Source organism: Rhizobium sp. Leaf371, assembly GCF_001424045.1.
In the GTDB taxonomy this organism is placed as follows: Bacteria; Pseudomonadota; Alphaproteobacteria; order Rhizobiales; family Rhizobiaceae; genus Ferranicluibacter.
Map to the genome: position 1 here is coordinate 354,197 of NZ_LMQB01000024.1, position 22,638 is coordinate 376,834.

Consider the following 22,638-nt stretch of genomic DNA (forward strand, 5'->3'; position numbering starts at 1 on the left):
GCTCCGCGTCGCGCGTCGGATGCAAGACCGGCGCGCCGGATGGCCCACAAGGCAAGGACCCTGTTTTCATGACACGTCAACGATTGTCGCGAGGCCTGCTTGCCGGGCTTGCCGCAGCCACCGTGCTTCCGGCGCAGGCCTTTGCCCATCCACACATCTTCGCGGAGGCGCGCCTCGAGGTCGTCTCGGACGATGCCGGTCATATCAGCGAGTTGCGGAACGTCTGGCGCTTCGACGAACTTTTCTCCGCAAGCGTCCTTCTCGATTTCGACAAGAACTCCAATGCGACGCTCGATCCGGACGAACTGGCGGAGGTCGGGCAGACCGTTCTGGATTCGCTCGCCGAATATAATTATTACACGACGATCTACGACAACGGGAAACTGGTGAAGGTCTCCAAGCCGGACGCGATCCATGCCGATTTCAAGGACAACCAGCTCCTGCTGATCTTCGCCGTCAAGCCGGCCGAGACCATTCCGCTGAAGGGGACCCTGTCCTTCGGCATCTACGACCCGACGCTCTATACGGCGATCGACTTCCCGAACGACGGAGATCTCGCCGTCGTCGGCGACAAGCTCTCGGCCTGCCAGCACAAGGTCGTGCGACCGGACCCGGACGAGGTAATCTCTCAGAACCAGTCGACGCTCACGGATGCCTTCTTCACGGATCCGACCGGCACCGACATGTCGAAGCTCTTTGCGACGAGGATAGAATTCACATGCTGACCCGCGCCCTTCGCCTGCCGCTGATCGTCGGCGCACTCCTCGTCCTTGCCGCGGCCGGCGCGCATGCCCAGTCCCCGCTCGGCATCGGCACCGCCGAGCCGGCCTTCAACACGTCCGGTTTCCTCGGCGGCTTTCTCTCCTGGGTGAACATGGAGCAGCAGGGCTTCTACCGAACCCTGACCGACGCCCTGAAAGGCATGCGCGACGACCCGTGGCATCTCTGGTCGCTCGTCGGCCTCTCCTTTGCCTATGGCGTCTTTCATGCGGCAGGCCCCGGCCACGGCAAGGCGGTCATCTCGTCCTACATGATCGCCAACGAAACCGAATTGAAGCGCGGCGTCACCCTCTCCTTCCTGTCGTCCTTCCTGCAGGGCGGCGTCGCCATCCTGCTCGTCGGCGCGGCCTATCTCGTGCTGCGCGGAAGCTCGATCTCGATGACGCAGGCCACCACCTTCCTCGAACGCATCAGCTATGCCCTGGTCGCCGCCTTCGGCGCCTGGCTGCTGTTCCGCAAGATGCGCGCGCTCGCCCGCGCGACGCCGTCATCCGAGCCGAGACTGGCGCTCGCCGGAGGCCTCGATTTCGGCCATGAGACAGAGTCTGCCGACGATCATCACCACCGGCACGCGCATGGCGACGACCATCATGCCCATGCCCACCACGCCCATGCCCACCACGCCCATGCCCACCATGCCCATGCGCACGCGGCGCACGCCCATGGTCCGGGCGAGGTCTGCTCGAGTTGCGGCCATGCCCATGCGCCCGATCCGTCCATGCTGAAGGGCGATCGCTTCCAGCTGCGCGAGGCCTGGTCGGCCGTGCTGGCCGTCGGTCTGCGCCCCTGCTCGGGCGCGCTCATCGTGCTGTCCTTCGCGCTGCTGAACGGGCTTTACCTCGGCGGCGTGCTGTCGGTTCTGGCGATGTCGATGGGCACGGCGATCACCGTCTCGGTTCTGGCCACCCTCGCCGTCACGGCCAAGGATCTCGCCGTTCGCTATGCATCAAGCGCCGGAACGGCCATGCGGGTGACGAACGGTATCGAGATCTTCGGCGCCGTTCTCGTGCTCGGCCTCGGTCTGGCTTTGCTCGGCGCGTCGCTGCAGGGCTGACAGCCCGTCAGCGACGCCGCTGATAGCGGGCCCGAAGCCAGAATACGAAGAAGAAGGCGAGCACGAACAGCGTGCCGACGGCGGCGGCGAGATAGGGCGAAATCGCGCCGAGATAGAGCATGACCCTCGGCAGCAACAGGAAACCCGCACCGAAGATCACCAGGAAGACGGCTGCGGCAATGGCGGCCGACCGGTCCCGCGGATCGAGCGGCTTCACGCGGCACCCATGACGGCGGCGATGTCCGCCCTGAGGTCTTCGAGGCGCCGGCGCTGGCGCCCGTCCGCATCGAAATTCTCCGGTGCGAGCCAGGCCTTGAACGCGGCATCGAGCACCGGCCATTCGCCATCGATCATCGAGAACCAAGCCGTATCGCGGTTGGCGCCCTTGGCGACCATATGCTGGCGAAAGATGCCTTCGAAGGTGAAGCCGAGCCGCACGGCCGCGACCTTGCTCGGCGTATTGTCGTTGTGGCATTTCCACTCATAGCGCCGATAGCCGAGATCCTCGAAGACATGCCGGGCCATGAGATAGTGGGCTTCGGTGGCGAGCGGCGAGCGCGCCATGGCATCGCCATGCGCGACCGAGCCCACCTCGACGACGCCGTAGGTCGGGTCCGGCCGCATATAGCTCGCCATGCCCACCACGTCGCGGCTCGCTCTGTCGCGAAACACCAGCGTCACCCAGTTGGCCTGCGCCGCGTCGAGCCATGCTCCGAACGCGTCCGCATCGGCAAAGGCGGCCTGCGGAAAATAGCGCAGGCGCTCGTTGATCGCGAGCCCTCCGAAAGCGTCCCAGAGCGCCTGGAGATGCCGCGCCCGGTCGTAGGGTTCGAGCACGACATAGGCGCCCTCCAGCGTCACGGGCTTCGGCGCCGGGCAGCCGGACCAACGGGTGAGATCGCGTTTCGTCATGTCATCCTCGCCGAGATCGAGACAGGGTCTGCCAGCATCTGCCGGCAGACCTTATCGTTCCGGCATAGGCGAAGGCGCGCGGCGGTGCAAACGCAATCCGGTGATGCGATCATCACCGCCGCGCATGGACAGGCAAGCCGACCGTCAGATGATCGAGGGATCGACCACGGACGGGCTGCTGCCGGCGGGAACCTTGGCGGAGGCGACCGTCGCCTCGATATGATCGACCAGCGCATCCGGCAGGCCGAGGCGACCCGCCAGCATATCGAGATAGCCGCGCTCGGTGCGGCTGTCCGGCTCGATCGTCAGGCGAGACGCCGTGTAGAGCTCGACCTTTTCTTCCTCGGTGCGGGCGGCGGCCACCAGACCGTCGATATCGACCGGGCTCGCCAGTTCGTCGCGCAGGAAGGCTTCTGCCTCGCTGTCGAGGCCGCTAGCACCGACGCGTTCCATGATGCGGGCGCGCTCGCTGTCATCGATGTGGCCGTCGGCACGCGCAGCCGCGATCATGGCGCGCACGAGCACCAGCACGAAATCGTTGCGGACGGCGGAGGGCGAGATGGAGAAGCCGGAATTGTCCGGCGGCGGAAGGATTTCCGGCGCCGTCTGGGCATCGACCCGCTGCGGCGCCTGGCCGGCCTGGTAATTCTTGTAGGCGGTGTAGCCGAGGCCCGCGATGGCGGCAAGACCGCCGAGCTTCAGGGCCGTGCCTGCGATATCGCGACCGGCTCCGGTCCCCAGAAGGACCGCGGCGAGACCGCCGGTCTTCAGCGGATTGTTGCGGGCCATCTGCACGATCTGGCCGGCCTTGTCCTTCATCGAGCCGCCGCCGAGCAAACCGCCGATCGCACCGCCGACGCCCCCCGCCCCGGCATTGCCGAGGAAACCACCCTGGGACGAACCCTGTGATCCCGAACGATCCTGCGTACCCTGGTTGCCCTGGCCACCAAGACCCTGGGAACCGAGAAACTGATCCAGCAGTTTTTTCGCGTCGAACATCCTGTCGTCAACCTCCTGATTGTGTCGTCTGCGGAGGAGACATAGGAAGCCGCATGGGGAAAACAAATGCGGCTCGGGATCGGCCGAGCGTGCAGCCGCGAGAGTTCGGAAACGCGCCCCACCCGACAAACTCTTGAACGGATGAGGCTTTTCGAGTGACTTGGATTGGGCGGAGCCGATCAGGCGGTCAGCGCGAAGGCTTCCGATGCCAGCTTTGTGATCCCCGCCCAGTCGCCGGCCGCGACCAGTTCCTTGGGCGCAACCCAGGAGCCGCCGATGCAGATTACGTTGGGCAAGGACAGGTAGTCCCTCGCGTTTTTCAGCGAGATGCCGCCCGTCGGGCAGAACAGCGTGCCGGCGAGCGGCGAGGACAGCGCCTTGAGGAAGGCGGCGCCGCCGGCCTGCTCGGCGGGAAAGAACTTCATGACCTCGTAGCCTTCGGCCCGCAGGATCATCGCCTCGCTGGCGGTGGAAGCGCCCGGCAGGAACGATGCCTCGTGATCGTCGGCGGCATCCAGCAGATCGGGCGTGGTGCCCGGGCTGACGATGAACTGCGCACCGGCCTTCACGGCTGCGGCATAATGATCGGGGTTGAGGATGGTCCCGGCACCGGTCACGGCACCCTCCACTTCCTTGGCAACGGCCTCGATCGCCTCAAGCGCGACGGGTGTGCGCAACGTGATCTCGATCGCCTTCAGGCCGCCGGCCACCAGCGCGCGGGCGAGCGGCACGGCCGTCGCCAGGTCTTCGATGATGAGCACCGGCACGACCGGCTGCAGCTTGAGGACGGACAGAAGGCGTTCGGTTTTCTCGATCATGCGGCTTCACTCCTCAATCGATTGAATCTTCCTCCGCAATACCGTCCGCATCCGCCAATGTCGAGACACATCGGCACGCATGCCCCAGTATCTGGGAGAGCAACTCGGCCAGCAAGGTGAAGAGCGACGTGGTGGACTTTCGCATTTTCTGAATTACGTTGTGACCGATGCAGAAGCGCGCTGCGAGAGCTGGACAAGGACCGGGATGGCCAAGGAGATCGAGCGGAAATTCCTCGTGAAGCATGCAGGCTGGCGGGCCGAGGCGGGACCGGGCGCGGCCATGCGCCAGGGCTATCTCGCCGCCATGAACGACCGCACCGTCCGCATTCGCCTGATCGACGGCGAGAATGCGCGACTGACCATCAAGATCGGCACCGGCATGCTGACCCGCGACGAGTTCGAATATGAGGTGCCGCTCGCCGACGGCGAGGAGTTGATCGCATCCGCCATCGGCACCGTGATCGCCAAAACGCGCTACCGCGTTCGCTGCGGGACACATGTCTGGGAGGTCGATGTGTTTGAGGAACCCTATGCCGGATTGATCGTTGCCGAAGTCGAAATGCGCACGGAAACCGACGATCTCGCCATGCCCGATTGGATCGGCGACGAAGTGACGGACGACCGGCGCTATTCGAATTTTGCCCTGGCGACGCAGAGCGACAAGCAGCGCCCGGACCTCCATCCCCCTTCTGCCGCGGGCCCGAGCACGCGAAAAGCCCCATAGGAAATGATCATGGCCTACAGACTGAAACCTGCAAAACGCTTCACCGATGACTTCCAGCGCGTTGCAGGTCGGGAGCTCGACAAGGCCATCGCGGCACTCGAGCTGCGGCCTGACGGTACCTCCCGGGCGATCCATGTCGCCCGCCGGTGCCTGAAGCGGACGCGTGCGCTCTATCGGCTCGCAGCCCCCGAAGCAGGCAAGTTCTACAAGCGCGAAAACGCGCGCTTGCGCTCCGCGGCCCGCAGCGTCGCCGACCTGCGCGATGCAACGGCGCTCATCGACACGGCGACGATCCTGCTGGAGCGCCTGGCCGGCGACGATCGGGCGGCAGCGGAACGCGCGGTCGAAGCGCTGCGGGTCCGCAAGGGCTGGGTGGTGACTGCCGAAGGCGATCTCGACGAAACGATCGACGCGATGATCGGCGAACTGCGCGACGCCAAGCTTGCCGTGGGAAAACGCACCTTTGTCAACGGCGTGCGCCCGACGGCCTACATGCTGGCCGCGGCCTGGCGCAAGGCGGTGGAGCGGGCGCAGGTTGCACTGGCTTCCAGCCACGAACATCCGACGCCCGAGCACTTCCACACCCTGCGCAAGCGAACGCAGGACTATCGCTTCTACCATCTTCTGCTGCAGTCGGCATGGCCCGGCGTGATCCTGGCGCGCGAGCGGCAGGTCAAGGCGCTGATCGACCGCCTGGGTCTCATCCACGATCTTGCCGTTCTGGCCGATACGCTCGCCCGCGAGCCCGAACTCCTGCCACCGCAGGACATCGCCATCCTGCGCCACGCGATCGGCCTCGAACTGCGCGCCGAAGAACGGCAGGCCCTCGGCGAGGCCGACGCCCTTTTCGCCGATGTTGCCGGCAAGGAGGCGGAACGCATCGCCATCCTCTGGCTCGCGGCCGCCTGAGGCCAAGGGCGTCTGGCGTTCCGGTCGAGCTGGCGTTCCGGTCGAGCCGGCGTTCCGGTTGAGCTGGACGTGCTGGACGGCTATTGCTTTGGCATGTCCCGCTCCGCCCGTCTTCTCGACCTCGTGCAGATCCTGCGCACCCATCGCCGGCCGGTCAGCGGCGCGACCCTTGCAGAGGCGACCGGCGTCAGCCTGCGCACGCTCTATCGCGATATCGCGACGCTGCAGGCGCAGGGTGCCGATATCAACGGCGAGCCGGGTCTCGGCTACATTCTTCATCCCGGCTTCCTCCTGCCGCCGATCATGCTGTCGAGCGAGGAGATCGAGGCGCTGGTGCTGGGCGCCCGCTGGGTCCGCGCCAATACCGACGACCGCCTGCAGCAATCGGCAGCCCACGCGCTCGCCAAGATCGCCGCGGTTCTCCCGGACGATCTGCGGCGGGACCTCGAAACATCCGCTCTCCTCGTCCCCAACACCCGCCGTGGCCAGCATCCTGAACGGGACATCGGCGCGTTGCGCGACGCGATCAGGGCCGGCATCAAGCTCGACATCGCCTATCGCGACGAGCGGGCTCAGGAGACGACGCGCCGCATCTGGCCCGTCGCACTCGGCTATTTCGAGGGCCTGCGCATCCTCGTCGCGTGGTGCGAACTGCGCGAAGGGTTTCGCCATTTCCGGATCGACCGCATGATCGAGGTGACGCAAACGCAGGAGACCTGTCCGCGCCGCAGCGAGGTCCTTCTGGCGGAATGGCGCCGCGAGAACGGTATCGTGCACGACCTTTGACAGCGGCGCCCCATGCTGACAGAAACTGACAGGGTCACGGTCTAAACCCGATCTGCCGGACGATCCGGCGCATCAGGAGATCCCCATGGAACCGACCTACATCATTCTTGCCGTCGACAATCCGCTCGCAAGCGCCGCCTTCTACGAAACGATCCTCGGCGCGCAACCTGTGGAAGCGCAGGCGACCTTCGCGCTCTTCCGCATGAACGCTGCGACCATGCTCGGCCTCTGGTCGAAGCACACCATCGAGCCGCCCGTCTCCGCGGCCGCCGGCAGCACCGAAGTCACCTTCGTGCTGGAAGGCCGCAAAGCCGTGGACGCGTGCCATGACAGATGGAAGGCGCAGGGCCTTCCGATCCTCCAGGCACCGGTCGAGAGGGATTTCGGCTACACCTTCACGGCCGCTGATCCGGACGGCCACCGCCTGCGCGCCTTTCACCCGGCAGAGCGGGGCTGACGACCCCTCCCCGACGCATCCGGGGTGATTGCGCGCGCGCGCCGAACGCGGTATTTCACCGCCCATGACGAACAGCGCAACGACACTGCCCCCGGAAGCCCAAGGCTCGTTTCTGGTCGCGGCCCTTTACCACTTCGCCCGGCTCCACCGGTTCGCGGATCTGCGCGATCCGTTGCAGGCGGTCTGCGACGACCACGGCGTGAAGGGCACGCTGCTTCTCGCGCAGGAAGGCGTCAACGGCACGATCGCCGGCACGGAGGGCGGCATCGCCGCCGTGCTCGCCTTTCTGCGTGCGCAGCCCGAATTCCGGAATCTGGAACACAAGGAGAGCCGGGCAGCGGCCATGCCGTTCCTGCGCATGAAGGTGCGGATCAAGAAGGAGATCGTCACCATGGGCGTCGAGGATATCGACCCCCTGACGATCGTCGGCACCTATGTCGAGCCGAAGGACTGGAACGCGCTGATTTCGGACCCGGAAACGCTGGTGATCGACACGCGCAACGATTACGAGACCGCGATCGGCACCTTCCGCGGTGCGCTCGACCCGCAGACCAAGACCTTCCGGGAGTTTCCGGACTGGGTGAAGAACCAGACCGGCCTGCACAACAAGCCGAAGATCGCGATGTACTGCACCGGCGGCATTCGCTGCGAGAAGGCGACCGCCTTCATGAAAAGCCAGGGCTTCGACGAGGTCTATCACCTCAAGGGCGGCATCCTGAAATATCTGGAGGAAACGCCGCCGCAGGAAAGCCTGTGGGAAGGCGCCTGCTTCGTATTCGACGATCGCGTCTCGGTGACGCATGGGCTGGGCGAAGGCGAGCACACGCTCTGCCATGCCTGCCGCCAGCCGCTGACGCTGGAAGAACGCGCCTCACCCGTGCATGAAGAGGGCGTCGCCTGCGTCCACTGCCACGACACGCGCACGGACGAGGATCGTGAGCGCTACCGCCAGCGGCAGCGCCAGATCGCGCTCGCGAAGATGCGCGGCTCAAAACATCTCGGAAGCTGAGCCGATGCCGGACGACATCCTCGTTTCGGATTTGCGCGAGGTGCCGCACTTTCGCGAGATCATGACGGAGCGCCTCTGGACCGCCTGGTGGCGCGACGAAGGCCTGATCACGCGGGAGCAGCTCGCGCGGAAGATCGAGGACAATCTCACCTCTTCCGGCATTCCGTTCGGCCTGATCGCGCATCGCGGCGATGTCTTCTGCGGCACCGTTTCCGTCATCGAGGACGACCTGCCGGCGCGCCCGCAATACCGCCCCTGGCTTGCCGCGCTCTGGGTCGAGGACCACGCGCGCCGCCAAGGCGTCGGCGAACGCCTGATCGACGGGGCGCTCGCCAAGGTCGCTGGCCTGGCCCCCGAGATCCATCTCTACTGCACGCCCGAAAATACGCCTTTTTACGCGCGCCGTGGCTGGGAGAGGCTCGAAACCGATGTCGGCGGCGTCAACATCTTTCGCCGCCGCCTCGCCGGCTAAACTCACGCCGCCGTCGTTTCCGCGTGGTTGCCCTTCGGGAAGGCACTCGCGAGTTGTTTGTACCAGAGGCCGCTCTTCTTGATGGTGCGAACCTGTGTCTCGTAATCGACATGGACGATGCCGAAACGCATCCTGTAGCCTTCCGCCCATTCGAAATTGTCCATCAGGCTCCAGGCGAAATAGCCCTTCATCGGATAGCCCTCGGAAATCAGATCGGCCGTGACGGCGAGATGTTCGGCGATATAGTCGAGCCGCGGCTGGTCGTTCACTGCGCCGTTCTCGACGCCCATGTTGTAGCAGGCGCCGTTTTCCGTAATGTAGCAGTCCGGAAGGTCGTAGCGCGCGTTGACGGTGCGGATGAGATCGCCGAGCGCCTGCGGGAAGATCTCCCAGCCGATATCGGTCTTCGCCTCGTTGACGAAGGGCGCCGGCTTGGTGGCCGGAAACTCGGCACCTTCGGCCGGATCGTCGCTGACGCGCATCGGCGTGTAGTAATTCACGCCCCACCAGTCGAGCTTTTGGCTCATCACGGCCATGTCGCCGGCCTCGACCTCCGGCATGCGCGACCCCAGCGCTTCGAGCACGCTGTCGGGATAGGCGCCCTTGAAGATCGGGCCGAAGAACACGCCATTGTGGAAGTCGAACGCCCGTTCGGCAGCGGCCTTGTCGGCTTCGCTGTCGCTGCCGGGATAGACATGCATGGGATTGATGACGATGCCGACCGGCAGGTTCGGCCGTTCCTCGCGCACCGCGGCAACGCCAAGGCCGTGGGCGAGGTTGGTCACGTGCATGGCATGCAGCGCCGCCTCCATGTTCGTCTCACCCGGCGCATGAATGCCGTAGAGGTGGCTCAGCCACACCGAGCACCAGGGCTCGTTGAAAGTTGCGACCGCATCGAGCCGGTCGCCGAGGCGGGCGATGACGGTGCGGGCATAGCGCTGGAACGCAAAGGCCGTCGAGCGCGCCGTCCAGCCGCCGTCACCGGCGAGCGTCAGCGGCAGATCCCAATGATAGAGCGTCGCGAAAGCCTTGATATCGCGCGCCTTCAACCCGTCCACGAGCCGGTCGTAGAAATCGAGGCCCGCCTCGTTCACAGGTCCGGTGCCATCGGGAATGATGCGCGGCCAGGCGATAGAGAAGCGATAGGCCTGCACGCCGAGGCTCGCGATCAGGTCGAGATCGTCCTCGAGGCGATTGTAGTGATCGCAGGCGACATCGCCATTGTGCCGGCCGAAGACGCGGCCCGGCATGTTGGAGAACGCATCCCAGATGGACGGCTTGCGCCCGTCCGCCTTCGACGCACCCTCGATCTGGAAGGCGGCCGTGGCCACCCCGAACAGGAAATCGCCGGGAAAGCGCGCGGCGAGCGTCTTCGGATCGGTCATCACTCGTGTCCTCTTCAATCATGGTCTTAGGCAACGGCCATAACGCCACCGCGTGGGGGAAAACCAGAGCCGCAGACCTTGGCAAGCGCGGAAGACTATCCACGCGAACATGAACGCCGGATGACCGAAAAGACACGCGTCCACGAAAAAGCCACCGGATGCGGAACATCCGGTGGCGATAAACGGCCAAGATGTGGAACGTCAGACCGAGACCCAGGCGCCGTTGCGCTTGGAGGAACGCACGCAGGCATCCACGAAGAACATGCCCTTCATGCCGTCATCGATGGTGGGATAGGTGACGGCCGGATCGACCTTACCGCCGGAACGTTTGGCCTGAATGGCACGCGCGGCCTCGGCATAGATCGTCGCGAAGCCTTCGAGATAGCCTTCCGGGTGGCCGGAAGGAATGCGCGACACACGGTTGGCCTCGTCCAGTGCGCCTGCCCCCATGCGCGTCAGAAGCTGTTTCGGCTGGCCGAAGGGCGTGTACCAGAGATAGTTCGGGTCCTTCTGCGTCCATTCGAGCCCGCCCTTCGTGCCGTAGACGCGGACCTGCAGCCCGTTTTCGTGACCCGGCGCCACCTGGCTGCACCAGAGCAGGCCCTTGGCGCTCACGCCGTCCTTCTCCTTGAAACGCAGCATGACATGGGCGTTGTCGTCGAGAGCACGGCCTTCCACGAAACTGTCGAGATCGGCCGCAAGTTCCTCAAGCTCCAGCCCGGAGACGAAGGCACCGAGATTGTAGGCATGCGTGCCGATATCGCCGGTCGATCCGCCCGCGCCGGAGCGTGCCGGGTCCGTACGCCATTCCGCCTGCTTGGAGCCCGATTTCTCCACCGCATCCGTCAGCCAGTCCTGCGGATACTCCACCTGCACCAGCCGCACGCTGCCGATATCGCCGCGCGCGACCATCGCGCGCGCCTGCCGCACCATGGGATAGCCGGTGTAATTGTGGGTGAGAATGAACAGCGCCTCGCTCTCGTCGGCGAGCGTCTTCAGCTTCCGCGCGTCGCCCAGCGTCGAGGTCAGCGGCTTGTCGCAGATGACGTGGATGCCGCGCTTGAGGAATTCGCGCGCGACTTCGTAGTGCACATGGTTCGGCGTTACGATCGCCACGGCCTCGATGCCGTCCTTCAGCTTGGCCTCGCGGATCGCCATCTGCCTGTAATCGGCATAGGTGCGGGCCGGGTCGAGACCGAGCTCGGCGCCCGAGGCCTGCGCCTTTTCCGGCGTCGAGGACAGAGCGCCTGCGACCAGCGTGAACTGATCGTCGAGACGCGCCGCCATGCGGTGCACCGCGCCGATGAAGGCGCCCTGCCCGCCGCCCACCATTCCGAGCCGGATGCGCGGCTGGCGCGCCTCCGCTGCCTTACCTTCGATGGCCATGTCTGTTCTCCATTCTTCCTGTCGCGCGAATGCGGTGTCGTCTCAGATGCCGAGCATGCGCCGGTTGGCGGCTTCGTCGGTGCCGCCGGTCGCAAAATCGTCGAACGCCTTTTCCGTCACGCGGATGATGTGGTGCTTGACGAACTCGGCCCCCTCGCGGGCACCGTCCTCCGGATGCTTCAAGGCGCATTCCCACTCGACCACGGCCCAGCCGTCGAAATCGTTCGCCGTCATCTTGGAAAACACCGCGCCGAAGTCCACCTGTCCGTCGCCGAGCGACCGGAAGCGACCGGCCCGGTTCACCCAGCTCTGGAAGCCGCCATAAACGCCCTGCCGACCCGTCGGGTTGAACTCCGCGTCCTTGACGTGGAACATCCGGATCCGGTCCTTGTAGATGTCGATATTGTCGAGATAGTCCAGGCACTGCAGGATATAGTGCGAGGGATCGTAGAGCATGCAGGCGCGCGCGTGGTTGCCGGTGCGCTCCAGAAACATCTCATAGGTGATGCCGTCATGCAGGTCTTCGCCCGGATGGATCTCGTAGCAGATGTCGACGCCGCAGTCCTCGGCATGGTCGAGGATCGGCGTCCAGCGCTTCGCCAGTTCATCGAAGGCGGTTTCCACCAGCCCCGCGGGGCGCTGCGGCCAGGGGTAGAGATAGGGCCAGGCGAGTGCGCCGGAAAAGCTTGCCATCGCGCTCAGACCGAGATGCTTCGACGCGGTCAGCGCAAGCTTCACCTGATCGACGGCCCATTCCTGCCGGGCCTTCGAATTGCCACGCACCTCCGGTGCCGCAAACCCGTCGAAACCTTCGTCATAGGCCGGGTGGACAGCGACTAGCTGACCCTGAAGATGCGTCGACAACTCGGTGATGACGACGCCATTGTCGCGCGCCTGCCCTGCCAGATCGTCGCAATAGCCCTTGGATTCCGCCGCTTTTCTGAGGTCGATCAGACGTGCGTCCCAAGTGGGCACCTGTACGCCCTTGTAGCCGATATCGGCTGCCCATTTCGTGATGGCATCGAAGGAATTGAACGGGGCTTCGTCGCCCGCAAACTGTGCCAGGAACAGACCCGGCCCCTTGATCGTCTTCATCTTGCAATTCCTCCATCCTGTCGATCGGCCACAGCGCAGCGATCTCTCGCGCAGACACCTTCGCCTGCCGTTTATTGAGCAAATTCCGCTCGGCTGCAACGTTGCAGCCGAGCCCTACGGTATCACTCTGCCATGTCGGCGCAACCCATTCCGGCCACCGCATCGCGACCTGGCGTCCGTTCAGAGGCATGAAAAAGCCGCCTGCGAACGTCCGCAGGCGGCTTTTGATCGATGATCAGAACGGGGAATCCGGGAAATAGAACTTCTCGGCATTTTCCTTGGTCACGAGCGTCGCGTCGAGCGTGTAGGTGCCGCTGACGGGCACCTGATCGTAGAGCGCGGACGCCGTCAGTTCCATCGCCGTGCCGACCATGGCCGGGGGATAGAGAACATCGACCGGGATCATCGTGTCGCCGTCCATGACTTTCTTGATCATGTCCTTGGAACCGGCACCGGCGACGACATACTGGATGTCCTTGCGGCCGGACTGCTCGATGGCCTGCAGCACGCCGACAGCCATGTCGTCGTCCTGGCACCACACCACGTCGATCTTCTGGTACTTGGTCAGGAAGTCCTGCATGACCTTGAAGGCATCGTCGCGGTTCCAGTTGCCGAACTGGCGGTCGAGCACCTTGACGTTGGAGCCGGCGATACCCTTGTCGAAACCGTCCTGGCGCTGCTGATCGATCGGGATCGGCAGGCCGCGAATGACCACGACCTGCGCGTCCGGCGTCTTGCCGGCGATGTACTTGCCGGCGACTTCGCCGAGCGCCGGATTGTTGCCGGCGACGTAAAGGTCGCGGATCGTGTCGTCATTGACGCTCGGGGCACGGTCGACGATGGTGACGAACTTGCCCTTGTCCTTGACCTCCTTGATGGCGTTGACCAGCGGATCCGGGTCGGACGGCAGGATGACGAGGGCGTCGATGCCCTGCGTGTTCAGGTCCTGCACGGCATTGGCCTGGTTGGCGGCGTCCGGCGATGTCTTGACGATGACGTTGAGGCCGGGATGCTCGGCCATCAAGAGCTTCGCGACGCGCTCGGCATGGAAGACCACGCCGGAAGTCCAGCCGTGGTCGGCGGCCGGAATCGAGACGCCGATCGTCTTCGTCTCCTGCGCGAAGGCCCCGCCGGACAAGGCTGTGCCTGCCAGCGCCATTGCGAATGCCAGTCCCAGTATACGTTTCTTCATGGTGTTCTCCTCCCAATGATGCGGGCTTCTGGGCATTGGCCCGGGCGCCCGCAAACCCTTATCCTGTCTATGGCCGGCGGATCAGGAACCTCTGGACCAGCATGGCGATGATGATGATGGCGCCCTGGATCGCGCTCAGCAGGTATTCGCTGACCACATTCGACAGGAGCATGATATTGCCGACGATCTCCAGAATGAACGCGCCGCAGATCGTCCCCCAGATGCGCCCGACGCCGCCACGCAGCGCCGTGCCGCCGACCACGACCGCGGTGATCGCCTGCAGTTCCCAGAGAATGCCGGTGGTGGCAGAGGTCGAGCCGAGCCGGGGCACGTAGATGAGGACCGCGATGGCGACGCAGAGACCCTGGATGATATAGGCGATGGTGCGGACGCGGTTGACCTTGATGCCGGAATAGCGCGCGACATCCTCGTTGGAGCCGACGGCCACGACATGCCGGCCGTAGCGCGTGCGATAGAGCACGAAGGCACCGATGGCGGCGGTGACGAAGATGACGACGATCGGCACGGGAACGCCGAGAATGGTGCCGAAATAGGCCGGACGATAGAGCGACTGCACGGCGGGATCGCGAAGCGTGATGGCGCCGCCCTGCGACAGCCATGTCGTGAGACCACGATAGATGCCCATCGCCCCGAGCGTCGCGATGAAGGGCTCGATCCGCCCGACGGTGGTGACGAGACCGTTGGCAAGGCCGCAGACGGCCCCCACGAGCACCGCGATACCGACGCCCGCGAGCAGCGTCATCGTGGGATCGCCCCCCGCCCCGCTGTTGAGAAACAGGATCATGACGCTCGCGACGAAGGCGACCATGGCGCCGACGGAGAGATCGAGCCCGCCCGACGAGATGACGAAGGTCGCGCCGACGGCGATGACCGCGATGAAGGCGCTGCGCGCAAGCACGTTGGTCAGGTTGTCGATGCTGAGAAAGTTCGGATGCGCGAAGGCACCGAGCACAAGAAGAAGCGCCAGCGCGATGAACGGCGCGACGGCCCCCAGATCGATGTTGCGAATGGATCGCGCCGGCTTTGCGCCGTTTGCCGTCATATTGGTCATTGTCCCCCGCGTCACGCGGCCTCCCCAGAAACGCCGCCGGAAACCCCCGTCGCCAGCACGACGATATCGTCTTCCGTCATCCGCTCGCCTGCGACCTCGCCGACGATGTGCCCCGACCGCATGACGACGATCCGGTCGCAGATGCCGATCAGTTCCGGCATTTCCGAGGAGACCACGATGATGGACCGGCCCTCCTCGGCCAGACGGGCAATGAAGGCGTAGATCTGTTCTTTCGTGCCGATATCGATGCCGCGCGTCGGCTCGTCGATGATGACGATCTGCGGATCGAGCAGCATCATCTTGGCGATCAGCAGCTTCTGCTGGTTGCCGCCGGAGAGCTGGCCCGCGAGCAGGTCCTTGCGGCCGGTGCGGATATCGAAATCCCGGATCGCCGTATCGAGCGCCGTCTCTTCTTTCCTGCGATCCACCTGCAGGCCGCGCACGAAGCGACCGAGCGAAGCGAGCGTCAGATTGACCCGCAGATCCTTGGCAAGGAGAAGCCCCTTGCCTTTGCGATCTTCCGAGAGATAGACGATGCCGGCCTTGAGACTGGCATGGACGTCGCGAAACTGTGCCGGGCGGCCATGCAGCATGACCGTGCCATGCGCCGGGCGAAGGCCGACCATCCCCTCCATCAGCTCCGTACGCCCTGCCCCGACGAGACCGGCGAACCCGAGGATCTCGCCCTTGCCGAGCCTGAAGGCGGCATTGGTTGCGTAACCGGGAACGGACAGACCGGAAACCTCCAGCACCGTCTCGCGCGATGCGACAGACACGCGGTCGGGATAAAGCTTGGCGACATCGCGGCCGACCATGAGCCGCGCCATATCGGCGGGCTGAAGCGTGGACGCCGCATGCGTCGCGACGGTGCGGCCATCGCGCAGCACGGTGACCGTGTCGGCGATATCCTTCACCTCCGGCAGGCGGTGCGAAATATAAAGGACTGCAATGCCACGGGCGCGAATGTGCCGGATCACCTGCAGCAGTGCTGCCGTCTCGTGCGGCGTCAGCGACGCGGTGGGTTCGTCGAAGATGACGACGCGATGCGGCACCAGCAGCACGCGGGCGATCTGCACGAGTTGTCGCTGGGCGATCGACAGCCGGGAAACGACCGTTTTCGGATCGATGTCAGCGCCCAGCGCACGGACCGCCGCACGCGCGCCCTCGTTCATCGTCTTGTCGTCGAGCGTCAGCCCGCGGACGACTTCGCGGCCGAGATAGATGTTCTGGGCAACGGTGAGATCGGGCGCGAGCAGAATCTCCTGGTGAACCAGCACGATGCCGCGGCCTTCCGCATCGACGGGTCCCGACAGCACCACCGGTTGGCCATCGATCAGGATCTCTCCCCGCGTCGGCGGAAGATTGCCGGCGATCAGCTTCATCAGCGTCGATTTGCCGGCCCCGTTCTCGCCGATGATCGCATGCACCTTGCCGGCCTCGATCGTGAGATCGATCCCCTTCAAAACCTCGACGATCCCGAACGTCTTGGAGAGCCCGTTCGTCTGCAGCACCGGCGAAGCCGACAGGGGAGCAGCGCTCATGCGGCGCTCCGCGCCGTGCAGCCCAGGGCACCGCAGCATCGATCAGACAAGACAATGAGTACGGGATGGCTTACGGACGGATCTCCCCCGCAAGCGCGCAATGGTGCTGTCGAAATCACGCTCAATCTCCTCCGGGATCGAAGCTAGCGCAATTGATGAGGTACGTAAAGCAGCTTTGTGGGCCCGATCACGGAGAGGTGTTCACCCTCCCTAAGATATTGTTAAATTACGATTTACCGGAATTCTGAGGGTATCGGCACGTGGAAACGCGATCGGCGCGTCCGCTTTCACGAACGCGCCGATCTTCCGATGCCAGAAGAGGGGCCAAACCGGCCTTAGACGTAGCGGTTGACGACGTTCTCCAGGTATTCCTGCCGGCCCGAGCGTGGGGTCGGATTGAGATCGGTCGCTTCCACATGGGCTGCGAGATCTTCGAGCGACATTGAAGTGAGCCGCTTGCGACCCTCCTCCGTGCTCCAGCCCGCATAGCGCTCGTCGAGCGGACCGGACAGCGCCTTGTCCTCGATCATCTTTGCGGCAGCCTTCAGACCGCGTGCGCAGCAATCCATCCCGCCGATATGACCGATCAGCAGGTCTTCGGCATCCAGCGACTGACGGCGCAGCTTGGCGTCGAAATTGGTGCCGCCCGTTGTGAAGCCGCCGCCGGCCAGAACCTGATAATAGGCCAGCGCCATTTCCGGCACATTGTTGGGGAATTGGTCGGTATCCCAGCCGGACTGATAGTCGTTGCGGTTCATGTCGATCGAGCCGAACAGGCCGAGCGCGTTGGCGAGCGACAGCTCATGCTCGAAGGAGTGGCCGGCAAGGATGGCATGGCCCTGCTCGATGTTCAGCTTGACCTCGTTTTCGAGCCCGTAGGACTTGAGGAAGCCGTAGACCGTCGCGACGTCGTAGTCGTACTGATGCTTCGTCGGTTCCTGCGGCTTCGGCTCGATCAGGATCGCGCCCTTGAAGCCGATCTTGTGCTTGTATTCCACAACCATGTTGACGAAGCGGCCGAGCTGGTCGAGTTCCTGCTTCAGATTGGTGTTGAGCAGCGTCTCGTAGCCTTCGCGCCCGCCCCAGAGCACATAATTTTCGCCGCCGAGCTTCACGGTCGCGTCCATGCAGGTCTTGACCGTTGCAGCCGCGAAAGCGAACACATCCGGATCCGGATTGGTCGCCGCACCCGACATGTAGCGGCGGTGGGAGAAGAGGTTCGCTGTGCCCCAGAGCAGCTTGACGCCGGTTTCCTGCTGTTTGCCGGCGAAGTAATCGACGATCTCGTTCAGGTTCCTGGTGTTTTCCGCAAAGGTCTTGCCCTCGGGACGCACGTCGGCATCGTGGAAGCAGTAATAGGGAACGCCGAGCAGATCGAAGAATTCGAACGCCACGTCGGCCTTCAGCTTGGCCGCCTTCATGCTGTCCTCGAACCAGGGACGCTCGAAGGTTTGCCCGCCGAAAGGGTCGCCGCCCGGCCAGACGAAGGTGTGCCAGTAGGCAACGGCAAAGCGCAGATGCTCTTCCATCCGCTTGCCCATGACCACTTCGTTCGGGTCGTAATGGCGGAAGGCCAGCGGGTTCGTGCTGTCAGGGCCTTCGAAGCGGATCTTCTGGATATCCTTGAAATAACCCGTGCTCATGATGTTTCCTCCAATAGGTCGATGTTCGGGATCAGTAGGCGGCGCGGATGGCGGGGTAGAGCCGGCCATAGCGCTGATAGGCATCGTCGTAAGCCTCGCGCAGCGAAGCGACCGGCGCGACCGTGTGGGCGGTCTTCGGCGGCGTGAAGACGGAAAGGGGATCGGCAGCGGTGGCCGCGACCAGGCCGAGACGGGCAGCACCGAAGGCCGCGCCGAAATCGCCATCGGCCGGCACATCGACCGGCAGGTCGAGCGCGGTCGCGATCGATGCCAGCCAAAGGGTCGAGCGCGAGCCGCCGCCGATCGCCGTGACCCGGTGCAGCTGGGTGCCCGCACGTCTCAAGGCTTCGAGGCTGTCGCGGATGGCGAAGGACACGCCTTCCAGAACCGCCTGCGTCAGCACGGCCCGGCTGCTTTCATGGCCCAGCCCGATGAAGGCGCCGCGGATGGTGGCGTCGTTGTGCGGCGTGCGCTCGCCCGAGAGATAGGGAAGGAAGGTGACGCCCGTCGGGGCCTGGAGCGTGTCCCCCAGCTCCCGCGTCAGCTCCGAGGCGCTGCGGCCGGTGACGCCGGCATGCCAATTGAGCGCATCGGTCGCCGACAGGATCACGCCCATCTGGTGCCAGGTGTCCGGCAGGGCATGGCAGAAGGCGTGGACCGCACTTTCCGGATTGGGCAGGTAGCGCGCATTGGCCGCAAACAGCACGCCCGAGGTGCCGAGCGAGACGAAGGCCTGGCCCTCGCCGATCGTGCCCATGCCGCAGGCGGACGCCGCATTGTCGCCCGCACCGCCCGCGACGACGACACCGGCGCCCATGCCCCAGCCGGACGCGAGGTCCGACTTCAGCGTGCCCGCGGGCGCCGTGCCCTCGACCAGCGACGGCATCTGTCGCTCGCTCAGGCCGGTTGCCGCCAAGAGGCTCTCCGACCAGGCCCGCTTGCCCGTATCGAGCCAGGACGTGCCGGCCGAATCCGACATGTCCGACATATGCTCTCCGGTCAGCCAGAGGCGCAGATAGTCCTTCGGCAGCAGCACCCAGCGGACCTTGGCAAACACCTCCGGCTCGTGCTTGGCCACCCAGGCAAGTTTCGGCGCGGTGAAGCCGGGGAAGACGATATTGCCGGTGATGGCGCGGAACTGCGGATCGGCATCGAGCGCCGCGGCCTCGGCATGCGAGCGCGTGTCGTTCCAGAGAATGCAGGGGCGCAGCACGCTGTCGCTGTCGTCGAGCAGCGTTGCGCCATGCATATGACCGGAAAGTCCGATACCGCGCACGGCGGCAAGCTCCGTCGGATGCGATGCCTTCAGCCCCGCGATCGCTTCCTGCGTCGCGCGGATCCAGTCGGCGGGGTCCTGCTCGGACCAGCCGGGATGGGGGCGCAGCACGTCGCAGGCGCCGGTCGCCGAACCGACGATGCGCTGTTCGCCGTCGATAAGCAGCGCCTTGACGCCCGATGTGCCGAGATCGATGCCGAGATACATGAAATGCTCCTAGTTTTCGCCGCTTGCCAAACCGAATGGGCGAAGCGCGTTGCCGTCCGCCTCGTCTGCGAACGGCAGGTTGTCTTTCAGAAAGATATCGATGCGGATACGCTCCTGCGCGTCGACCGCGGGTATGCCGTCCGCCTTGGCCTTGAGAACCCGGATGGCGCTGCGCACCTCGTGGCCGGCATCCTGGTTGAGCACGGCGTCGATCAGATCGGCTTCGAGCGCCGCACGCGTATGCAGCGTCAGCTCGTGGGCGATGATCGCGCGCGGCCGTGGGCCCAAATGCCGCCGCAGGGCCGCGATCAGGCCGCGATTGCCCGCGCCAAGGCTGTAGATGCCGGCGAGATCGGAATGTTGCGCCAGAAGATCCGCGATCAGCCGTTCGGTCGCGGCGGGATCGTCCTGCCCTTCGAGCACGGGCAGCAGGGTGCAGGTTCCGGACAGGGCGGACTTAAAGCCGTCGAGCCTGTCGCGATGATCGCGCACCAGCATGGAGCCTGCGAGGACCGCAACCTTTGCTGTCTCGGAGGCCTCTCGGCCGACGAAGCGCCGCATCAGGCTGCCGGCGGTGCGCCCGGCGGCATGGTTGTCGATGCCGGCAAAATGATCCCGGCAAGCGGGCCCGAGATCGGACACCAGCGTAACCAGCGGAATGCCGGAGGCCTGCACGCGCAGCGCGGCATCCATCACATCGGGCGCGTCCACCGCCACCACGGCGATGCCCGCCGGCTCCTGCGCAATCGCTGCATCGAGCGCCCGGGCAACGGCGGCACCGTCGAACGGGGGAACGACGACGAGCGAAATCGCAACGCGATCGGACGCGGGCCGTACCACGGCCTCGCGCACATGCCGCTCCAGACCCCGCATGAACGAGTTGTCGCCGCCCGGAAGAATGAAGGTGAAGGGATAGACCCGGCTCTTGGCAAGGTTCGCCGCCGCCATGTCGCGAACGAACCCGATCGCCGCGATCGCCGCCTCGACGCGCAGGCGTGTCGCCGCCTTGACGCCCGGCCGCCGGTTGAGAACCCGGTCGACCGTCGCGAGGCTGACGCCCGCTTGTGCAGCGATATCGTGAACGGTCGGTCGCATGTTTCCTCCGGAAACGAGATCTAGAGGAAATCTTGATGTACGTAAATCAGAAATTCCAGCCCCGACTCCGAAAACGAAAAACGCCGGCACGAGGGCCGGCGTCGATCAGAGAGAAAGGACGGTTTTCAGTGCCCGCCGCCGGCACTGGGCGCAACCGGCTTCGGCTTCTGGATGACGAGGACGCAGAAGATGAGAGCGCCGAACAGGAATGTCAGCAGCACGAAAATATCCGCGAATGACAGGATGGAAGCCTGCCGCTGGACGATGCCGGCCAGCTGCTTCATGGCGATGGTCGTGCCGTCCATGCCATGGGCGTTGTAGTTGCCGGCGATCTGGTTCAGCTGCGCCATGGCTTCCGGGTTGCTCCACGTCACATGCTCGGAAAGCTGGGCGTAATGCACGTCCTGCCGCCGCGTCAGAATCGTGTTGATCGCCGCGAGACCCACGGCGCCGCCGAGGTTTCGGGTGAGGTTGAAGACGCCGGATGCGCCCCGGACCCTGTCCGGGGACAGCGTGCCGAGCGCCACATTGTTGATCGGCACCATGCACATCATCATGCCGAAGCCGCGCAGGATCTGCGGTACCAGGAGCTCGTAGAAATCCCAGTCGGTGGTGATGTTCGTCATGATGTAGGTGCCGCCCGAAAACGAGGCGAAGCCGATCACCATCAGTACGCGCGGGTCGAACTTGCCCGAAAGAATGCCGGCGATCGGCGCCGTGCAGAACATGGCGATGCCCGAGACGAACATGGTCTCCCCGATCATCAGCGAGTCGTAATGGCGGATCTGCCCGAGATAGAGCGGGTAGAGATAGGTCAGCCCGTAAAGCCCGATGCCCATGATGAACGAGAAAAGCGAGCCGAAGGCGAAGTTGCGGTTGGTGAAGGCGCGCAAATCCACCACGGGGAAATCGACCGTGAACACCCGGTAAAAGAATACGACGGCCGCGACGACGCAGGCAACGGCGCCGATCACGATATGCCCGTCGCTGAACCAGTCGTTGGTATTGCCTTCCTCCAGCACATATTCGAGGCAACCGAGGAAGACGCCCATGGAAAGCAGCCCCCACCAGTCGAACTTCTTGACGAGGCTGAGCTCCGGCTTGTCGAAATCGATGTAGTTCCAGGTGACGATGGCCACCACGATCCCCGGGGGAATGTTGACGAGGAACAGCCAGTGCCAGGAAAAGGCATGGCTGAGATAGCCGCCGACCGTCGGCCCGATGGTCGGCGCCAGAGTCGCGATGAGGCCGATGATGGGCGAGACGATGTTGCGCTTGGAGGGCGGAAAGATGGTGAAGGCCGCCGCAAAGACGGACGGGATCATGCCGCCGCCGATGAACCCCTGCAGCGCGCGGTAGATGATCATCTGGTCGATATTGGTCGCGGTCGCCGCAAGGGCGCTGGCGACGGTGAAGCCGGCGGCCGAGCAGGCAAACAGCACGCGCGTCGACACGATGCGGGCCAGCGTGCCCGAAAGCGGGATCATGATGACTTCGGCGATCAGATAGGCCGTCTGCACCCAGCCGATCTCGTCGGAGCCGGCAGAGATGCCGGCCTGGATCTCGGCGAGCGATGCGGAAACGATCTGGATATCGAGGATCGACATGAACATGCCGACGACCATCGCGAAGAAGGCGATCAGCCGGCGCGGATCCATCTTCTCGTCCGCGCCCGTCTTGGCGCCCGATCCGGAGCCTGAACCCGCCGCCATCGCACTGGGCCGTCCGCCGGCGGTTGCAGTTGCACTCGCAGCCATGGGCTTGCTCCCGTGCGAGCGCCAAGGCCTCTCAAAGGGCCTCGGAGCGCTCGATATGGTCATAAGGAC

The 22,638-nt window shown here is 64.7% G+C and carries 22 protein-coding genes; 8 read left to right on the forward strand and 14 right to left on the reverse strand.

Annotated features, from left to right (window positions below; genetic code table 11):
* Positions 1–68: 68 nt before the first annotated feature.
* The gene (locus tag ASG39_RS15745) at positions 69–725 is read left to right on the forward strand and encodes a DUF1007 family protein (protein ID WP_062595897.1); all 657 of its coding nucleotides are present in this window, start codon (positions 69–71) and stop codon (positions 723–725) included.
* Positions 719–1,834 carry a nickel/cobalt transporter gene (locus ASG39_RS15750; protein ID WP_062595898.1) on the forward strand — a complete coding sequence of 372 codons (1,116 nt, stop codon included), beginning with the start codon at positions 719–721 and terminating at the stop codon, positions 1,832–1,834. Before ASG39_RS15745 ends, ASG39_RS15750 begins: the two co-directional genes overlap by 7 nt.
* Before the next feature lie 7 nt (positions 1,835–1,841).
* Here ASG39_RS15750 and ASG39_RS15755 read toward each other — a convergent pair whose 3' ends face one another.
* The 4 genes from ASG39_RS15755 to ASG39_RS15770 all read right to left on the reverse strand — a co-directional run bounded on the left by ASG39_RS15755 (position 1,842) and on the right by ASG39_RS15770 (position 4,563).
* The gene (locus ASG39_RS15755; protein WP_062595899.1) at positions 1,842–2,051 is read right to left on the reverse strand and encodes a hypothetical protein; all 210 of its coding nucleotides are present in this window, start codon (positions 2,049–2,051) and stop codon (positions 1,842–1,844) included.
* Complete coding sequence (locus ASG39_RS15760) at positions 2,048–2,746, reverse strand: GNAT family protein (protein WP_062595900.1); 699 nt, start codon at positions 2,744–2,746, stop codon at positions 2,048–2,050. Before ASG39_RS15760 ends, ASG39_RS15755 begins: the two co-directional genes overlap by 4 nt.
* 144 nt (positions 2,747–2,890) lie before the next feature.
* Positions 2,891–3,745 (reverse strand): tellurite resistance TerB family protein, encoded by an 855-nt coding sequence (locus ASG39_RS15765; protein ID WP_082477284.1) that lies wholly within the window; start codon positions 3,743–3,745, stop codon positions 2,891–2,893.
* A 179-nt stretch (positions 3,746–3,924) separates the two neighbouring features.
* Positions 3,925–4,563: a 2-dehydro-3-deoxy-phosphogluconate aldolase gene (locus ASG39_RS15770; protein WP_062595901.1), complete on the reverse strand. Its 639-nt coding sequence runs from the start codon at positions 4,561–4,563 to the stop codon at positions 3,925–3,927.
* 205 nt (positions 4,564–4,768) lie between these two features.
* Here ASG39_RS15770 and ASG39_RS15775 point away from each other — a divergent pair, with 205 nt between their 5' ends.
* The 6 genes from ASG39_RS15775 to ASG39_RS15800 all read left to right on the forward strand — a co-directional run bounded on the left by ASG39_RS15775 (position 4,769) and on the right by ASG39_RS15800 (position 8,920).
* Positions 4,769–5,287, forward strand: coding sequence for a CYTH domain-containing protein (locus ASG39_RS15775; RefSeq protein ID WP_082477285.1), 519 nt, complete (start codon positions 4,769–4,771; stop codon positions 5,285–5,287).
* A 9-nt stretch (positions 5,288–5,296) separates the two neighbouring features.
* Entirely contained in the window at positions 5,297–6,196 is a 900-nt protein-coding gene (locus tag ASG39_RS15780) for a CHAD domain-containing protein (RefSeq protein WP_062595902.1), read from the forward strand.
* A gap of 93 nt (positions 6,197–6,289) precedes the next feature.
* Entirely contained in the window at positions 6,290–6,982 is a 693-nt protein-coding gene (locus ASG39_RS15785) for a YafY family protein (RefSeq protein WP_062596020.1), read from the forward strand.
* A gap of 85 nt (positions 6,983–7,067) precedes the next feature.
* Positions 7,068–7,439, forward strand: a complete 372-nt coding sequence (locus ASG39_RS15790; RefSeq protein ID WP_062595903.1) for a VOC family protein — start codon at positions 7,068–7,070, stop codon at positions 7,437–7,439.
* 64 nt (positions 7,440–7,503) lie between these two features.
* Positions 7,504–8,448 (forward strand): rhodanese-related sulfurtransferase, encoded by a 945-nt coding sequence (locus ASG39_RS15795; RefSeq protein WP_062595904.1) that lies wholly within the window; start codon positions 7,504–7,506, stop codon positions 8,446–8,448.
* Positions 8,449–8,452: 4 nt separating this feature from the next.
* Complete coding sequence (locus tag ASG39_RS15800) at positions 8,453–8,920, forward strand: GNAT family N-acetyltransferase (RefSeq protein ID WP_062595905.1); 468 nt, start codon at positions 8,453–8,455, stop codon at positions 8,918–8,920.
* A gap of 2 nt (positions 8,921–8,922) precedes the next feature.
* Here the strand turns inward: ASG39_RS15800 and ASG39_RS15805 are convergent, their stop codons facing one another.
* The 10 genes from ASG39_RS15805 to ASG39_RS15850 form a co-directional block, all read right to left on the reverse strand.
* A complete protein-coding gene (locus ASG39_RS15805; protein WP_062595906.1) occupies positions 8,923–10,305 on the reverse strand; it encodes a GH1 family beta-glucosidase in 1,383 nt (460 codons plus the stop codon).
* Positions 10,306–10,506: 201 nt separating this feature from the next.
* Positions 10,507–11,691, reverse strand: coding sequence for a Gfo/Idh/MocA family oxidoreductase (locus ASG39_RS15810; RefSeq protein ID WP_062595907.1), 1,185 nt, complete (start codon positions 11,689–11,691; stop codon positions 10,507–10,509).
* 42 nt (positions 11,692–11,733) lie between these two features.
* Positions 11,734–12,786 (reverse strand): sugar phosphate isomerase/epimerase, encoded by a 1,053-nt coding sequence (locus tag ASG39_RS15815; RefSeq protein ID WP_062595908.1) that lies wholly within the window; start codon positions 12,784–12,786, stop codon positions 11,734–11,736.
* Positions 12,787–13,021: 235 nt separating this feature from the next.
* Positions 13,022–13,978, reverse strand: coding sequence for a substrate-binding domain-containing protein (locus ASG39_RS15820; protein ID WP_062595909.1), 957 nt, complete (start codon positions 13,976–13,978; stop codon positions 13,022–13,024).
* Between the two features lie 67 nt (positions 13,979–14,045).
* Entirely contained in the window at positions 14,046–15,050 is a 1,005-nt protein-coding gene (locus ASG39_RS15825) for an ABC transporter permease (RefSeq protein ID WP_062595910.1), read from the reverse strand.
* Between the two features lie 11 nt (positions 15,051–15,061).
* Positions 15,062–16,591, reverse strand: a complete 1,530-nt coding sequence (locus ASG39_RS15830; RefSeq protein WP_062595911.1) for a sugar ABC transporter ATP-binding protein — start codon at positions 16,589–16,591, stop codon at positions 15,062–15,064.
* Positions 16,592–16,926: 335 nt separating this feature from the next.
* The gene (gene xylA, locus ASG39_RS15835; protein WP_062595912.1) at positions 16,927–18,234 is read right to left on the reverse strand and encodes a xylose isomerase; all 1,308 of its coding nucleotides are present in this window, start codon (positions 18,232–18,234) and stop codon (positions 16,927–16,929) included.
* 31 nt (positions 18,235–18,265) lie between these two features.
* A complete protein-coding gene (gene xylB / locus ASG39_RS15840) occupies positions 18,266–19,717 on the reverse strand; it encodes a xylulokinase (RefSeq protein WP_062595913.1) in 1,452 nt (483 codons plus the stop codon).
* Between the two features lie 9 nt (positions 19,718–19,726).
* Positions 19,727–20,812 (reverse strand): LacI family DNA-binding transcriptional regulator, encoded by a 1,086-nt coding sequence (locus ASG39_RS15845; RefSeq protein WP_062595914.1) that lies wholly within the window; start codon positions 20,810–20,812, stop codon positions 19,727–19,729.
* Between the two features lie 125 nt (positions 20,813–20,937).
* Positions 20,938–22,569, reverse strand: coding sequence for a DHA2 family efflux MFS transporter permease subunit (locus tag ASG39_RS15850; protein ID WP_062595915.1), 1,632 nt, complete (start codon positions 22,567–22,569; stop codon positions 20,938–20,940).
* Positions 22,570–22,638 lie beyond the last annotated feature (69 nt).

Coding starts and splice junctions, on each gene's coding strand:
- ASG39_RS15745 (WP_062595897.1), top strand. CDS start 69: ATGACACGTCAACGATTGTCGCGAGGCCTGCTTGCCGGGCTTGCCGCA.
- ASG39_RS15750 (WP_062595898.1), top strand. CDS start 719: ATGCTGACCCGCGCCCTTCGCCTGCCGCTGATCGTCGGCGCACTCCTC.
- ASG39_RS15760 (WP_062595900.1), bottom strand. CDS start 2,746: ATGACGAAACGCGATCTCACCCGTTGGTCCGGCTGCCCGGCGCCGAAG.
- ASG39_RS15765 (WP_082477284.1), bottom strand. CDS start 3,745: ATGTTCGACGCGAAAAAACTGCTGGATCAGTTTCTCGGTTCCCAGGGT.
- ASG39_RS15770 (WP_062595901.1), bottom strand. CDS start 4,563: ATGATCGAGAAAACCGAACGCCTTCTGTCCGTCCTCAAGCTGCAGCCG.
- ASG39_RS15775 (WP_082477285.1), top strand. CDS start 4,769: ATGGCCAAGGAGATCGAGCGGAAATTCCTCGTGAAGCATGCAGGCTGG.
- ASG39_RS15780 (WP_062595902.1), top strand. CDS start 5,297: ATGGCCTACAGACTGAAACCTGCAAAACGCTTCACCGATGACTTCCAG.
- ASG39_RS15785 (WP_062596020.1), top strand. CDS start 6,290: ATGTCCCGCTCCGCCCGTCTTCTCGACCTCGTGCAGATCCTGCGCACC.
- ASG39_RS15790 (WP_062595903.1), top strand. CDS start 7,068: ATGGAACCGACCTACATCATTCTTGCCGTCGACAATCCGCTCGCAAGC.
- ASG39_RS15795 (WP_062595904.1), top strand. CDS start 7,504: ATGACGAACAGCGCAACGACACTGCCCCCGGAAGCCCAAGGCTCGTTT.
- ASG39_RS15800 (WP_062595905.1), top strand. CDS start 8,453: ATGCCGGACGACATCCTCGTTTCGGATTTGCGCGAGGTGCCGCACTTT.
- ASG39_RS15805 (WP_062595906.1), bottom strand. CDS start 10,305: ATGACCGATCCGAAGACGCTCGCCGCGCGCTTTCCCGGCGATTTCCTG.
- ASG39_RS15810 (WP_062595907.1), bottom strand. CDS start 11,691: ATGGCCATCGAAGGTAAGGCAGCGGAGGCGCGCCAGCCGCGCATCCGG.
- ASG39_RS15815 (WP_062595908.1), bottom strand. CDS start 12,786: ATGAAGACGATCAAGGGGCCGGGTCTGTTCCTGGCACAGTTTGCGGGC.
- ASG39_RS15820 (WP_062595909.1), bottom strand. CDS start 13,978: ATGAAGAAACGTATACTGGGACTGGCATTCGCAATGGCGCTGGCAGGC.
- ASG39_RS15825 (WP_062595910.1), bottom strand. CDS start 15,050: ATGACCAATATGACGGCAAACGGCGCAAAGCCGGCGCGATCCATTCGC.
- ASG39_RS15830 (WP_062595911.1), bottom strand. CDS start 16,591: ATGAGCGCTGCTCCCCTGTCGGCTTCGCCGGTGCTGCAGACGAACGGG.
- xylA (WP_062595912.1), bottom strand. CDS start 18,234: ATGAGCACGGGTTATTTCAAGGATATCCAGAAGATCCGCTTCGAAGGC.
- xylB (WP_062595913.1), bottom strand. CDS start 19,717: ATGTATCTCGGCATCGATCTCGGCACATCGGGCGTCAAGGCGCTGCTT.
- ASG39_RS15845 (WP_062595914.1), bottom strand. CDS start 20,812: ATGCGACCGACCGTTCACGATATCGCTGCACAAGCGGGCGTCAGCCTC.
- ASG39_RS15850 (WP_062595915.1), bottom strand. CDS start 22,569: ATGGCTGCGAGTGCAACTGCAACCGCCGGCGGACGGCCCAGTGCGATG.